Origin of the sequence: Agrobacterium sp. P15N1-A (assembly GCF_044626815.1) — a bacterium.
In the GTDB taxonomy this organism is placed as follows: domain Bacteria; phylum Pseudomonadota; class Alphaproteobacteria; order Rhizobiales; family Rhizobiaceae; genus Agrobacterium; species Agrobacterium leguminum.
In genome coordinates this window covers 666,698-680,509 of the sequence record NZ_JBIUPF010000002.1, presented here as the reverse complement: position 1 = coordinate 680,509, position 13,812 = coordinate 666,698, and the positions used below count along the sequence as shown (strand labels likewise).

The following is a 13,812-nucleotide window of genomic DNA, read 5'->3' as shown; positions in this document are numbered from 1 at the left end:
GCGTGCCTTTCCGCAAATGCCCTCTCACAGTCGCACCGACATGCCGCCATCCACCGTCAGCACATGGCCGTTGACGAAGGAGGCCACGTCGCTGGCCAGAAACAGGGCCGCACCGGCAATCTCGTCCGGTCTGCCCCAGCGCTCCAGCGGTACGCGCAGCTTGGCAAAGGCCACCATCTCAGGCTTTTCGGCAAGGGCGGCGTTGGTTTCGGTAGCGAACATGCCCGGCGCAATGGCGTTGCTGGTGATGCCACGCGCGCCATATTCGACGGCGATGGCCCGCATCAGGCCCGTCAGCCCCTGTTTGGCGACGGGATAGATCGCATCGCCCGGCCGCACGATGTGGCCAAGAATGGAGGTGATGGTGATGATGCGGCCATAGGTCTTTGCCGCCATGGCTTCCGCCGCATCCCGCGACAGGGAAATGGAGGAGGTGAGGTCGGTGCGGATCAATTCCAGCACGTCCTCATCGCTGAACTCGGACAGCGGGCGGCGGTCGCGCGCGCCGACATTGTTGACGAGAATATCGAGGTGGCCGAGTTCGCTCATGATGCGGTGGACGAGCGCCGCCCCGGCTTTGGTATCGGCAATATCAAAGGCGGCATAATCCGCCTTTCCACCCGCTTCGCGCAACGTGTCGACCGCCTGTTGCAACGTCTCGGCATTGCGGCCGGTCAGCCAGACATGGGCGCCAGCTTCGGCAAAGGCCTTGGCGATTTCAAAACCGAGACCGCGGCCGCTGCCGGTGATAATGGCGATGCGGTTTTCGAGAGAGAATTTGTCGAGAATGCCCATCGTTCACCTTTCTGCTCGAAAGCACATGGCCTGCTTTGAGGCACCGGGGCGAACCCTGTCCGGGTCAAGGAAGTGACGATGCCATCGCTCAAAACCACGCAGATGCCTGCGCCGGGATGACTATGCCGCATGTGGCGACGGGCGAAAGGTCACCTGTCCGCCTGGCCGTTCGGTGGACAGAAAAATGGCGTCGCCCTGTTCGGGCGACGCCATCAGTTCGATATCAGGCAGCAGCCGACTTTGCGAGCGGCACTTCTGCGATCGTCTTCAGAACGACGGAAGCGATCTGGTAAGGGCAGCCCTGCGAGTTCGGACGACGGTCTTCGAGGTAACCCTTGTAACCGTTGTTGACGAAGGAGTGCGGAACGCGGATCGACGCGCCACGGTCGGCAACGCCGTAGGAGAACTTGTTCCACGGAGCGGTTTCGTGCTTGCCGGTCAGGCGCAGGTGGTTGTCCGGACCGTAAACGTCGATGTGCTCTTTCCAGTTCTTGGCGAAAGCGGCCATGAGGGCTTCGAAATATTCCTTACCGCCAACTTCGCGCATGAACTTGGTGGAGAAGTTGCAGTGCATGCCCGAACCGTTCCAGTCGGTGTCGCCGAGCGGCTTGCAATGGAATTCGACGTCGATGCCGTACTGTTCGCACAGACGCAGCAGCAGGTAACGGGCGATCCAGATCTGGTCGGCGGCGCGCTTGGAGCCCTTGCCGAATACCTGGAATTCCCACTGGCCCTTGGCCACTTCGGCGTTGATGCCTTCGTGGTTGATGCCGGCTTCGAGGCAGAGGTCGAGGTGTTCTTCAACGATTTCGCGGGCAACCGAACCGACATTCTTGAAGCCGACGCCGGTGTAATAAGGACCCTGCGGGGCCGGGTAACCCTGTTCCGGGAAGCCGAGCGGGCGGCCGTCCTGGTAGAAGAAATATTCCTGTTCGAAGCCGAACCATGCGTCTTCGTCGTCGAGGATGGTTGCGCGGCTGTTCGAAGCATGCGGGGTGACGCCATCGGGCATCATGACTTCGCACATGACGAGCGCACCATTGGTGCGGGCCGGGTCGGGATAGATCGCAACGGGCTTCAGCACGCAATCCGACGAATGGCCTTCAGCCTGCTGGGTGGACGAGCCATCAAAACCCCAAAGCGGCAGTTGCTCGAGTGTGGGGAATTCGTCGAATTCCTTGATCTGGGTCTTGCCGCGCAGGTTGGGGACCGGCTTGTATCCGTCCAGCCAGATGTACTCGAGTTTGAACTTAGTCATTACGAACCTCTCATAGGTAACAATGCGAAGCCTTGAGGCCTCCCGTGGCTTTGGCCACCGAAGCACATTCGCGTTCAAGGGCTGACCCCTTAGATGCATGCCGCGTGCCAGATTGGCGATATCAGGCAATTTTTTCGAAAAATCTTTCAGGCCCCCTGTCGCGCAGGAGCCTGGATATCGCGCGGGCATGGTTCTGCTGCACTGCGGAAGGCAAATTCACCCCTCATGTTTCACCATTGAATCCTGATAGATAGCCGGCGTCTCCCGGCGGAATGCCCTGCTGCGGCGCAATGATTTCGGTTGCGCGCGAGGGATTGGCATTTGCCCCAAAAAGCGGCGCTTTCGGAATGGTTTTTCTTGTAGATGGGACGATTAATGCCTATATTTTTCGCAAGGTGATTTTTTTTTAATCAAACGGAGCGAATCCGGGCTTTACGGGTTTGCTCCTGATACCAAAGTGCTTCGATGCAAACAGAGTGAGATGACCGAAATGGCGACTGGCTTTCATCGTGAGACGGCAACGATCTATCAATTCCCGATTGGCGGGCGCGCGGGCGTGTCCAAATTCCGCAACAGCGGGCTGAGTGACCTCGAGCGCGAGGCGCGCGAGCCGCATGTGGATTTCGGCTCGTGGTACCACGACGAGGCGATCCGCGACGAAGAGCGGAACGACAAGCCGCATTCCTAATGTGAGACCGTGCCGCGCATTTCTTCTCGCCGGCGGGAAGAAGGTGGCCCGAAGGGTCGGATGAGGGGGCAACCCTTCCGTATATCTCGACGCTCGCCCCCTCATGCTGCTGCCGCGGACTTCTCCCCCGCGGGGAGAAGAAACAAGTTGAGACCTCCCGCTCCACACAGGCCGCTCTGGTCCGGTAGTCCCGCCCCCCTGCATCTTTCGCCACCCCGCCTACGTCAATTGACGTATACGGTTTCGCGTCTGCGAGATCGATAGTCCCTCCCAGCAGCGGCCGCAGATGCCGCTGAGCCTCCACGAGAGGCCAACAAGGAGAGGGGTTCTTCCGATGATATTCCGCAAGACGCTTAGTGCCGCGCTGCTTGGCGCGATCCTGTCCACCACCGCCTTCCATGGCGCTTTTGCCGCTGACGACACCATCAAGGTCGGCGTGCTGCATTCGCTGTCCGGCACCATGGCCATTTCAGAGACGACGCTGAAGGACGCCATGCTGATGCTCATCGACGAGCAGAACAAGAAGGGCGGCGTGCTCGGCAAGAAGCTCGAAGCCGTGGTGGTCGATCCGGCTTCCGACTGGCCGCTGTTTGCCGAAAAGGCCCGCCAGCTGATTTCGCAGGACAAGGTCGCCGCCGTTTTCGGCTGCTGGACGTCTTCCTCCCGCAAATCCGTTCTGCCGGTCTTCGAGGAACTGAACTCGATCCTCTTCTACCCGGTTCAGTACGAGGGTGAAGAATCCTCGCGCAACATCTTCTATACGGGTGCGGCGCCGAACCAGCAGGCCATTCCGGCCGTCGATTATCTCGCCAATACCGAAGGTGTGGAGCGCTGGGTTCTGGCCGGTACGGACTATGTCTATCCGCAGACCACAAATAAGATCCTGAAGGCCTACCTGATGTCGAAGGGCGTCAAGGAAGAGGACATCATGATCAACTACACGCCGTTCGGCCATTCCGACTGGCAGACGATCGTGTCCGACATCAAGAAGTTCGGCTCGGCCGGCAAGAAGACCGCCGTTGTCTCCACCATCAACGGCGACGCCAACGTGCCTTTCTACAAGGAACTGGCGAACCAGGGCATCAAGGCCGAGGATATCCCGGTCGTCGCCTTCTCGGTCGGTGAAGAAGAACTTGCCGGTCTCGATACCGCACCGCTGGTCGGCCACCTTGCCGCCTGGAACTACTTCCAGTCCGTCGATGCGCCGGTCAATGCCGAATTCATCAAGACCTGGCATGCCTTTACCAAGAACGACAAGCGCGTGACCAACGACCCGATGGAAGCCGCCTATATCGGCTTCAACGCCTGGGTAAAGGCCGTCGAATCCGCCGGCACGACGGATACGGACAAGGTTCTGGACAGCATCATCGGCGTTTCCGTGCCGAACCTTTCGGGCGGTTACTCAACCGTCATGCCGAACCACCACATCACCAAGCCGGTGCTGATCGGCGAAATTCAGGCGGATGGGCAGTTTGAGATCGTGCAGCAGACGCCGCAGGTGGTGGGGGATGAATGGTCGGATTATCTGCCGGACTCGAAGGATCTGATCTCGGACTGGCGGAAGCCGATGTCTTGCGGGAACTTTAATGTGGCCAGCGGCAAGTGCGGCGGTAAGGGTAGCTGATTAACGGGGTGGGTGCCGCCCCCTTGCTCGGGGGGCGGGCCTATTTGAAAACTCAGCAAGAATTACCCCCCTCTGCCCTGCCGGGCATCTCCCCCTCAAGGGGGGAGATCGGCAAGATGCTTTCTCGCCACTTCATTCTCGAACATCGAGGTGGGCGAGACCTCGCCACAGGTCGATCTCCCCCCTTGAGGGGGAGATGCCCGGCAGGGCAGAGGGGGGTAAAGCCGCATATTCAGGTCGCGCAAAATTCAAACGCCCCGTCGCAAACCGCCCAAGGAACCCCACATGACGATCCGATCTTTTCTCGGAGCCATCTTCCTCTGGCTCACCCTGGGGATCGCCGCCCAATCCTTCGCGCAAAGCGAGCCGAAGGCGCTGATCGATGCGCTCGGCACGGCGGATTTCAAGCAGGCCGAAGTGCTGATCGGGCAGATCGCCGCCACGGGCGATGCGCGTGTCGTGCCGGCGCTCGAGGCTTTTGCGGCGGGCGATCTTTACGTGCGCAAGGCCGACAATCTGGTTTTCATGACGAAACCGGCAGGTTCCAATTTTACGCTGATCGATCCGCTGACGGGCGAAAGTGCGGGTGAAGCGCCGAAGGCGGCTGTCAGCAAGATCAAGGTCAACAACAATCTGCGCCGCGTCATCCGCGCCGCACTCGGCGGGCTGACCCTGCTGAGCCCGGAAAAATCCGTGCGGCTTTCCGCGGCAGACGCCGTTCTGAAAGCGCCAAGCGCTGAAAATCTCGAATTGCTGGAAGCGGCCATCGCCAGGGAGGCCGATACTGAGGTGCGGACCCGGATGGAGGAGGCGCGGGCTGTCTCGCTGCTCTCCTCCGAACGGTCGCTCGAAGAGAAGAGGCAAGCAATCGCCACCATCAAGAGCCTTGGCGGGCGCGATGCCATCGGCATTCTGATGGCGGCCTCATCGTCGGTGGATCAGAGCCTGAAGCCGGATATCGACAGCGCCATATCGAGCATCGAAAGCTCCCTTGCCTTCTGGGACTATGCGCAGAATGTCTGGTACGGCCTGTCGCTCGGTTCCGTGCTGCTGCTCGCCGCCATCGGCTTGGCAATCACCTTCGGCGTCATGGGCATCATCAACATGGCGCATGGCGAGATGGTGATGATCGGCGCTTACTCCACCTTCATGGTGCAGGAGGTGATCCGCACGCATTTCCCCGGCCTGTTCGACTGGTCGCTCGCCATCGCTCTGCCCGCCGCCTTTCTGGTAACGGCCTTTGTCGGCCTCGTGATGGAGCGCGGCGTTATCCGCTTTCTTTATGGGCGGCCGCTGGAAACGCTGCTCGCCACCTGGGGCATCTCGCTCATCCTGCAGCAGGGCGTGCGCTCCATCTTCGGCCCCACCAATCGCGAAGTCGGCAGCCCGAGCTGGATGTCCGGCTCCTTCAGCGTCGGTTATCTCAATTTCACCTGGAACCGCGTGTGGATCGTCTGCTTCTCGCTTTCGGTATTCTTCGCCCTGCTGGTTCTCCTGAAGCGGTCCGCCTTTGGCCTGCAGATGCGCGCCGTCACGCAGAACCGCCGTATGGCCTCCTCCATGGGCATTCGCACCCCTTGGGTGGATGCCTTTACCTTCGCGCTCGGTTCTGGCGTTGCTGGCCTTGCCGGCGTGGCGCTGTCGCAGATCGACAATGTTTCTCCCAATCTCGGCCAGAGCTACATCATCGACAGTTTCATGGTGGTGGTGTTCGGCGGCGTCGGCAATCTCTGGGGAACCTTGGTCGGGGCGCTGTCGCTCGGCGTGCTCAACAAGTTCCTCGAGCCGACGGTGGGCGCCGTACTCGGCAAGATCCTCGTGCTCGTCCTCATCATCCTGTTCATCCAGAAGCGGCCGCGCGGCCTCTTCGCACTCAAGGGAAGGGCGATCGAAGCATGATTACCGGCTTCCTCCTGCGCGCGCTCGACCGCCGCATCTCCATCGCCATCGGCATCATCCTTACCATCGCCGTGCTGGTGCCGGCTTCCAACCTGCTGTTGCCAGCCGACAGCGCGTTCCGCATCCCGACCTACATCATGTCGATGCTGGGCAAATATCTGGCCTATGCGCTGCTAGCGCTCGCGCTCGATCTGGTCTGGGGATATTGCGGCATTCTCTCGCTCGGCCACGCCGCCTTCTTCGCGCTCGGCGGTTATGCCATGGGCATGTATCTGATGCGCCAGATCGGCACGCGCGGGGTTTATGGCCATCCGGTCCTGCCCGATTTTATGGTGTTCCTCAACTGGAAGGAACTGCCGTGGTTCTGGCAGGGCTTCGACATGTTCTGGTTTGCGGCGCTGATGGTGCTTGTCGTGCCGGGGCTGCTGGCCTTCGTGTTCGGCTGGTTCGCCTTCCGCTCGCGCGTGAACGGCGTTTATCTCTCGATCATCACCCAGGCGATGACCTATGCCCTGCTGCTCGCCTTCTTCCGCAACGATATGGGTTTCGGCGGCAATAATGGCCTCACCGATTTCAAGGATATTCTCGGCTTTTCCGTGCAGGCGGATGGCACACGCGCCGTGCTGTTTGCCGTAACCGCCGTGATGCTGGCGATCTCGCTGCTGATCGCATCCGGCATCGTCAATTCCAAATTCGGCAAGGTGCTGGTGGGCGTGCGTGATGCCGAAAGCCGGGTGCGCTTCCTCGGTTTCCGGGTGGAAAACATCAAGCTCTTCACATTCGTCGTTTCGGCCATGATGGCGGGCATTGCCGGTGCGCTGTTCGTGCCGCAGGTGGGCATCATCAATCCCGGCGAATTTTCGCCCGCCAACTCCATCGAAGTGGTGGTGTGGACGGCGGTGGGCGGGCGCGGCACGCTGATCGGGCCGATTATCGGGGCGCTGCTCGTCAACGGCGGAAAAAGCTATTTCACTGGCGCTTTCCCGGAATTCTGGCTGTTTGCGCTGGGCGGGCTCTTCATCGCGGTGACGCTGTTCTTCCCCAAGGGCATCGTCGGCACCCTGCAACACTATCTGGCCCGGCGGCGCGAAAAGCGGGTTGCGCTTGCGGCAGGCGACGCTCAGCCGGGCAATGACAGCGGCTCGACAGTGGCGCAACAGGCGGCGGAGTGAGGCGGACATGAACACGATTTCCGAAAACAGAACGAAAAGCCTGCTCTATCTCGACGGCGTCTCGGTGTCCTTCGATGGTTTTAAGGCGCTCAATTCCCTCTCCTTCGTGGTGGAACCGGGGGAGCTTCGCGCCATCATCGGCCCGAACGGTGCTGGCAAGACGACGATGATGGACATCATCACCGGCAAGACAAGGCCGGATACGGGCACGGTGCTGTTCGAAGACAGCATCGACCTCACCAAAAAGGACGAGGCGGATATCGCCCAGCTCGGCATCGGCCGGAAGTTCCAGAAGCCGACGGTGTTTGAGAGCCATACCGTCTGGGACAATCTGGAACTGGCGCTGAACCGCAAGCGCGGCGTTTTCGCGACGCTGTTTTACCGGCTGACGGAGGAAGACAAGGCCCGCATCGAGGAAATCCTCGCCACCGTGCGCCTTAACCACCGCCGCGGCGATCTCGCCGCCAACCTCTCGCACGGCCAGAAACAATGGCTGGAAATCGGCATGCTCCTGGCGCAGGAGCCGAAGCTGCTGCTGGTGGACGAGCCGGTGGCCGGCATGACGGATGCGGAAACAGCCGAAACCGCTGTGTTGCTGAAGGAAATCGCCAAGACCCGTTCGGTGGTGGTGGTGGAGCACGACATGGGTTTCATCCGCGAGCTGGGGGTGAAGGTGACGTGCCTTGCCGAAGGTTCCGTGCTGGCGGAGGGGTCGATTGATTTTGTGTCCAGCGATCCGAAGGTGATCGAGAATTATCTGGGGCGGTGATGGTGGTGTTTGCGCCCGTGATACCCCCCTCTGCCCTGCCGGGCATCTCCCCCTCAAGGGGGAGATCAGATGCCGCAACCGCCCGTTCCCTCGCCTACTGGTCATGGGGCAGAGTTTTCGCCGCTTGCCGATCTCCCCCCTTGAGGGGGAGATGCCCGGCAGGGCAGAGGGGGGTAACGCCTCCCACCAATGCGCCAATGGAGTTTCACCATGCTGACAGTCGACAACATCAACCTCTATTACGGCGCGGCGCAAGCGCTCCGCGGCGTTTCGCTGACGGCGGAGATGGGCAAGATCACCTGCGTCCTCGGCCGCAACGGGGTGGGCAAAAGCTCGCTGCTGCGGGCCGTTACCGGCCAGCACGCCATCAGTGGCGGGACGATCAGCTTTGAAGGGGCGGCGCTGGATGGGCTGGCGCCTTACCACCGGGCCAAGCGCGGTGTCGGCTACGTGCCGCAGGGGCGGGAGATTTTTCCGCTGCTCAGCGTGCAGGAGAATCTCGAAAGCGGCTATGCGCCGCTGCCGCGTAAGGAACGGTTCATTCCGGATGATATTTTCAGCCTGTTTCCGGTGCTGCAATCCATGCTGGGAAGGCGCGGCGGCGATCTCTCCGGCGGCCAGCAGCAGCAGCTCGCCATTGGCCGGGCGCTGGTGACGCGGCCGAAAATCCTCGTTCTCGACGAGCCGACCGAGGGCATCCAGCCGTCGATCATCAAGGATATCGGCCGGGCGATCAAATATCTGCGCGATTCCACCGGCATGGCCATCCTGCTGGTCGAGCAATATCTGGATTTCTGCCGCGAGCTAGCCGATTACGTCTACATCATGGACCGGGGTGAAATCGTGCATCAGGGCCTGGCCGAAACGCTGGATACGCCGGAAGCGCGGCGTCATCTGACAGTATAAATCGAGACTAAAAATGCTGCGCGCCGATCACGGCGTGCAAACGGCCGATTAATATTTTGAAAGCCTATGCGTCTCGACATGGCTTTCATGCGTAATTTTAGCATTTCATTGAATAATTGCCTGTGATATTGGCAGCGCAAATGCTGCATGCGAGACACAGGAAAAGTCTATTCGCACGCCGCGACAGTTGATCCCTTACATTCCACGCACGTCCGACGTATCGTCGGGAAAACCGTGCCCAATAAAGGCGTGTCAATGCATCAAGACTTTGCCATTGGCCGGGCCGCCCGGCTGTTCCGCTCCGCCCGCACCCTGTTTCTGGGTCTTGCGATGTGCGCGAGCGCCGGTGTCGCAGCGTCGGCTTCAACCTGCGGTCAGTTGCCCGGACCCGGCATGGAACCGGGCAGGCACGATTTTTCCATTCTCTCCAACGGTGAAAAACGCGACGGCGTCTATTTTGTTCCCTCGGCCTATGATGGAAAAAAGCCGCTGCCCGTGGTGTTCGATTTTCATGGCTCCAACAGCAATCCGCATGGCCAGATGAACCGCAGCGGCTGGGACAAGCTGGCCGAACGTGACGGTCTGGTGGTGGTGGCGCTGGCCGGCAGCCTGAATGGCGAATTGCCCGGCACCCATGCCTGGAATGTTCCCGGTGTCACCAAGCGTCCGGGCGGGCTGGACGAGGTCGGTTTCATTCGCGATGCCATTACCATGGTGAAGGGCAAGTTCTGCGTGGATGAGGAGCGTTTTTACGGTTCCGGTTATTCCGGTGGCGGGCGCATGCTGTCGCAATTCATCTGCAATGGCAGCGCGGATTTCACCGCTGCCGGTTTCGTCGCCTCGCTGCGCGCGGGTTATCCGCTGGAGACCGAGGGCAAATGGGGACCGGATGCGGCAAGCTGCACGCCGGCGCGGCCGATGTCGATCATCGCCTTTGCCGGGTTGAAGGATCCCGCCAACCCCTATCAGGGCGGCGGCAAATCCTATTGGCAATATGGCGGCGAGACGGCGCTGAAGCGCTGGGCCGAGATGGACGGCTGCAAGGGCGCCGCCAAAAGCAAGGTGGGCGAAAGTTTCACCGTCAATTCCTATGATGTCTGCAAGGCTGGCGCACGCATTCAGTCCTATGTCATCAACGACTGGGACCATGCCTGGCCGCGCGCCACGATGAAGGCGGAAGTGCTGGCCGCAAGCGCCGTCGTCACCCGCAAGCCGGGCCGCGAACAGACGCCGAAGGCGGAACCGGCCGTGGAGCGCAAGATGCCCACAGGCGAAGTAACGCGCACGGTTGATGCGGCGGAAAGAATGTGGGATTTCTTCCGCAATACGGAAGGGCAGCTGGTCGTGGATGCCGTCGTCAAGAAGGATTGCGGCGCAAAGGCCTCTTCCGCTTCCGCAACCGCTTCGGAGACCGCGTGCAGCCAGAACAGCAAGCCATCAGCCCTTCCGGTCGCCAAGACGCTCAACCTGTCCGGCAGCAGCGCGCCCGTGGCAGAGGATGCATTGTAACCAAAGCGGTTGAAGGGCGCAGCCGGCTGGAGGAATTGTTCCAGGAAGGCTGCGCCAAAATCCGTCTGCCGGAAACCTTTTCGAACGAAGCTGAAGCCATTCTCATCAATTCCTCCGGCGGCCTGACCGGCGGAGACGAACTCGAATGGCAGGCGGTTGCCGGCGCCGGCACCTCGCTTGTCGTGACGACGCAGGCCTGCGAGAAGGTCTACAAGGCATCCTCCGGCACCGCCACCGTTACCGCCCGCGTTTCCGCCGGGCCGGGCGCCAGATTGCACTGGCTGCCGCAGGAAACCATTCTCTTCGACCGGGCGTCGCTGACCCGCCGGCTGGAAGCCGATCTCGACCAGTCTTCCGAATTCATCGCTGTCGAAGCCGTGCTGCTCGGCCGCCAGGCCATGGGCGAGGCGATGACGCATGGTCTTTTTCGCGACCTCTGGCGCATTCGCCACGGGGGTAAGCTGGTGCATGCCGAAGAGCTTCTGCTGGAAGGCGAGGTAGCGGCGCTGACCGCGAAACCGGCGGTTCTGGCCGGTCAGGTCGCCTTTGCGACGCTGCTTTATATCGGGCCTATGGCCGAGGCGTTTCTGCCTAAAATCCGGGCTATTGCCGGGGAAAGCGGCGGCGCCAGCGAATGGCAGGGCAAGCTTGTCGTTCGCGTCTCTGCCGAAGATGGTTTCTCCTTGAGAAAATTACTTTTTCCGATCATTTCGCTCTTGCGAAACGGCGCGCCAGTGCCGAAAGTCTGGAATCTGTAAACCCTTCGGATCGTCGGCAACCGGCGGCCTTCGGGGTCTGTCAACATGTCGGATCTGCTTGCCGCAACCATGCTTGCGGAACAGGTTCCAAGCTGCGGGACCACGATGAACCTTAGCCCAAGAGAAAAAGACAAGCTGCTGATTTCCATGGCCGCCATGGTGGCGCGCCGCCGGCTGGAACGCGGCGTGAAGCTGAATTATCCCGAAGCGATTGCGCTGATTACCGATTTCGTGGTCGAGGGCGCACGCGACGGCCGCGCCGTGGCGGAGCTGATGGAAGCCGGCGCGCATGTCATTTCCCGCGACCAGGTGATGGAAGGCATCGCCGAAATGATCCATGATGTGCAGGTGGAAGCGACGTTTCCCGATGGCACCAAGCTGGTGACCGTTCACGAACCGATCCGGTAAAGGGGGCGAATATGGCGCTGGAGCTTCGGCCCAATTGCGAATGCTGCGACCGCGATCTTGCCCCCGACAGCCGGGATGCGATGATCTGCTCGTTCGAATGCACCTTCTGCGTCGATTGCGTGACGGATGTGCTGCACGGCGCCTGCCCCAATTGCGGCGGTGAGCTGGTTCGCAGGCCCGTTCGCCCGGCGGCGAAACTCGTCAATAATCCCGCGTCGACACGGCGCGTCCTGAAGGCCGAAGGCTGCACGGCGGCCAACGCTGCCTGAGACAAAAGGGGAAATACCATGAAACCCGGCGAAATCATTGCCGCAGAGGGCAGCATCGAACTCAATGCCGGCCAACCGACCGTGACCATCGAAGTCGCCAATTCGGGCGACCGGCCGGTGCAGGTGGGCAGCCACTATCATTTCTATGAGACCAATGCGGGTCTTCTCTTCGACCGCGACAAGGCGCGCGGCATGCGCCTCGATATTCCGGCCGGCACGGCGGTTCGTTTCGAACCCGGCCAGAAGCGGGAAGTGACGCTGGTGCCGCTTTCCGGCAAGCGAGAGGTTTACGGTTTTCGTCAACAGGTCATGGGGAGGTTATGAAATGGCGACGGCGCATTATCACGGAAGCTGCCAGTGCGGCGATGTGAGCTTCGAGGTCGATGCCGATCTCGACCATACCATCGTCTGCAATTGTTCGCGCTGCAAGCGCCTGGGTTCCACGCTGGCCTTCGCGCCGCGTGAGAAATTCACGCTGCTTTCCGGCGAGGACAAGCTGGCGGAATATCTCTTCAACAAACACAAGATCCATCATCTTTTCTGCTCCACCTGCGGCATCGAGAGCTTTGCTTATGCTGACGGGCCGGATGGAACGCCGATGGTGGCGGTCAATGCCAATTGTCTCGATGGTGTCGATCCCCGGGCGTTGAAGCCGCAGGCTTTCGATGGCGCGGCGGCCTGAGCGATGGAGATGAGCCGAAAAAACGTCCTTCTGGCGGCTGTGCTTCTTTGTGCGACCGCCGGCCTGTCCATGCCGGCCGCCGCGCAGGGCGAGCTGGATTGCAAGGCCCCGCAGACGCAGGCGGACATGACCATCTGCGCCGGCAAGGATTACGAAAAGGCCGACAAGAAACTCAACGCCGAATATCAGAAGCTGCGCAAGCTGCTCGCCGAGCGCGACAGGACGGCGGATGCAGACGGCAAGGGTGCGACCGACGCGCTGGTGACTGCCCAGCGCGCGTGGGTGGCGTTTCGCGATGCCAATTGCGCGCTTTCAGGCTTTCAGGCGCGCGGCGGCTCGATGGAACCGATGTTGATTTCCTCCTGCCTCGCCGAGATGAGCGGCAAGCGGGCGGAAGAGTTGCGTCAGCTGTCGGAAGGTTTCTGAACGCATGGGGCGGCGCATCACGATCGTCGGAAATGGGGAGTTGCCGCCGGGTGCTGCCCGCCTCATCGACCGTTCGGATATCGTCGTCCGTTTTAATGATTGCCGCTCGCTTGGTCTGGGCGGCACGCGCACCGATGTGGTGGCTGTGTGTAACACCGGGCGGCCGGGTCTCGAGATGACCGAGGGGACCGAATGGCGCGAGAGTGATGGTGTGCGGCAGGCTGCCGCCATCTGGTCGGTGCGTGATCCCGCAAAATTTACCGAAATGGAGCCTGGCATCCGCGCACGCTGGCCGGAGCTCACCGATTTCTGCGCCGACTACACCGAAAGTTTCGCCGCCATCGCCCGCGAGACCGGCAAGAGCCACATCGTCATTCCGCGCGGTGTGCATGAAAGGCTCGATGCCGCGCTCGAAGCCTATGCGCCCGCGCCCTATGTCTGCCCCAGCACCGGCCTTTTTGCCATCGCCCATGTTCTTGAGAGTGTGAGCGGTGATGGCGACGAGGTGGCGATTGCCGGTTTCGGCCATCAGGGCTGGAGCGGCCATCCATTTACTGCCGAACAACAGCTGGTCGAAGCCCTTGCGGGCGAGGGCCGGCTGACACGAATTTCTCCCACATCGATTTTCTCCGCGTCCGAAGGAGCCTGA

Annotated in this window: 16 protein-coding genes; 14 read left to right on the top strand and 2 right to left on the bottom strand. The window is 61.1% G+C overall.

What is annotated here, in order from left to right; all coding sequences use genetic code 11:
* Positions 1-24: 24 nt before the first annotated feature.
* Both ACIK7D_RS11275 and ACIK7D_RS11270 read right to left on the bottom strand, forming a co-directional pair.
* Positions 25-795, bottom strand: a complete 771-nt coding sequence (locus tag ACIK7D_RS11275; RefSeq protein WP_400156316.1) for an SDR family oxidoreductase — start codon at positions 793-795, stop codon at positions 25-27.
* Between the two features lie 223 nt (positions 796-1,018).
* On the bottom strand, positions 1,019-2,053 hold the full coding sequence (locus tag ACIK7D_RS11270; RefSeq protein WP_400156315.1) for a glutamine synthetase beta-grasp domain-containing protein: 1,035 nt from the start codon (positions 2,051-2,053) through the stop codon (positions 1,019-1,021).
* A 481-nt stretch (positions 2,054-2,534) separates the two neighbouring features.
* On the opposite strand from ACIK7D_RS11270, the gene ACIK7D_RS11265 reads away from it, so the two are divergent.
* The 14 genes from ACIK7D_RS11265 to ACIK7D_RS11200 all read left to right on the top strand — a co-directional run bounded on the left by ACIK7D_RS11265 (position 2,535) and on the right by ACIK7D_RS11200 (position 13,812).
* A complete protein-coding gene (locus ACIK7D_RS11265; RefSeq protein ID WP_065656767.1) occupies positions 2,535-2,741 on the top strand; it encodes a DUF2735 domain-containing protein in 207 nt (68 codons plus the stop codon).
* A 334-nt stretch (positions 2,742-3,075) separates the two neighbouring features.
* Positions 3,076-4,365: an urea ABC transporter substrate-binding protein gene (urtA, locus tag ACIK7D_RS11260; RefSeq protein ID WP_035219970.1), complete on the top strand. Its 1,290-nt coding sequence runs from the start codon at positions 3,076-3,078 to the stop codon at positions 4,363-4,365.
* A 285-nt stretch (positions 4,366-4,650) separates the two neighbouring features.
* The gene (gene urtB / locus ACIK7D_RS11255; RefSeq protein ID WP_400156314.1) at positions 4,651-6,264 is read left to right on the top strand and encodes an urea ABC transporter permease subunit UrtB; all 1,614 of its coding nucleotides are present in this window, start codon (positions 4,651-4,653) and stop codon (positions 6,262-6,264) included.
* The gene (urtC, locus tag ACIK7D_RS11250; protein ID WP_400156313.1) at positions 6,261-7,436 is read left to right on the top strand and encodes an urea ABC transporter permease subunit UrtC; all 1,176 of its coding nucleotides are present in this window, start codon (positions 6,261-6,263) and stop codon (positions 7,434-7,436) included. The genes urtB and urtC overlap by 4 nt, the downstream gene beginning before the upstream one ends.
* Before the next feature lie 7 nt (positions 7,437-7,443).
* The gene (gene urtD / locus ACIK7D_RS11245; protein WP_400156312.1) at positions 7,444-8,205 is read left to right on the top strand and encodes an urea ABC transporter ATP-binding protein UrtD; all 762 of its coding nucleotides are present in this window, start codon (positions 7,444-7,446) and stop codon (positions 8,203-8,205) included.
* Between the two features lie 210 nt (positions 8,206-8,415).
* Complete coding sequence (gene urtE / locus ACIK7D_RS11240) at positions 8,416-9,111, top strand: urea ABC transporter ATP-binding subunit UrtE (protein WP_400156311.1); 696 nt, start codon at positions 8,416-8,418, stop codon at positions 9,109-9,111.
* A 255-nt stretch (positions 9,112-9,366) separates the two neighbouring features.
* A complete protein-coding gene (locus ACIK7D_RS11235; protein ID WP_400156310.1) occupies positions 9,367-10,620 on the top strand; it encodes an alpha/beta hydrolase family esterase in 1,254 nt (417 codons plus the stop codon).
* Entirely contained in the window at positions 10,527-11,378 is an 852-nt protein-coding gene (locus ACIK7D_RS11230; protein ID WP_400156309.1) for an urease accessory protein UreD, read from the top strand. Before ACIK7D_RS11235 ends, ACIK7D_RS11230 begins: the two co-directional genes overlap by 94 nt.
* Positions 11,379-11,483: 105 nt before the next feature.
* Complete coding sequence (locus ACIK7D_RS11225; protein ID WP_035219978.1) at positions 11,484-11,786, top strand: urease subunit gamma; 303 nt, start codon at positions 11,484-11,486, stop codon at positions 11,784-11,786.
* 11 nt (positions 11,787-11,797) lie between these two features.
* A complete protein-coding gene (locus ACIK7D_RS11220; protein ID WP_142779660.1) occupies positions 11,798-12,055 on the top strand; it encodes a DUF1272 domain-containing protein in 258 nt (85 codons plus the stop codon).
* Positions 12,056-12,073: 18 nt separating this feature from the next.
* Complete coding sequence (locus ACIK7D_RS11215) at positions 12,074-12,379, top strand: urease subunit beta (protein WP_003520607.1); 306 nt, start codon at positions 12,074-12,076, stop codon at positions 12,377-12,379.
* Position 12,380: 1 nt separating this feature from the next.
* Positions 12,381-12,737 (top strand): GFA family protein, encoded by a 357-nt coding sequence (locus tag ACIK7D_RS11210; RefSeq protein ID WP_003520606.1) that lies wholly within the window; start codon positions 12,381-12,383, stop codon positions 12,735-12,737.
* A 9-nt stretch (positions 12,738-12,746) separates the two neighbouring features.
* The gene (locus ACIK7D_RS11205) at positions 12,747-13,163 is read left to right on the top strand and encodes a lysozyme inhibitor LprI family protein (RefSeq protein ID WP_400156308.1); all 417 of its coding nucleotides are present in this window, start codon (positions 12,747-12,749) and stop codon (positions 13,161-13,163) included.
* Between the two features lie 4 nt (positions 13,164-13,167).
* Complete coding sequence (locus tag ACIK7D_RS11200; RefSeq protein ID WP_400156307.1) at positions 13,168-13,812, top strand: Urease operon accessory protein; 645 nt, start codon at positions 13,168-13,170, stop codon at positions 13,810-13,812.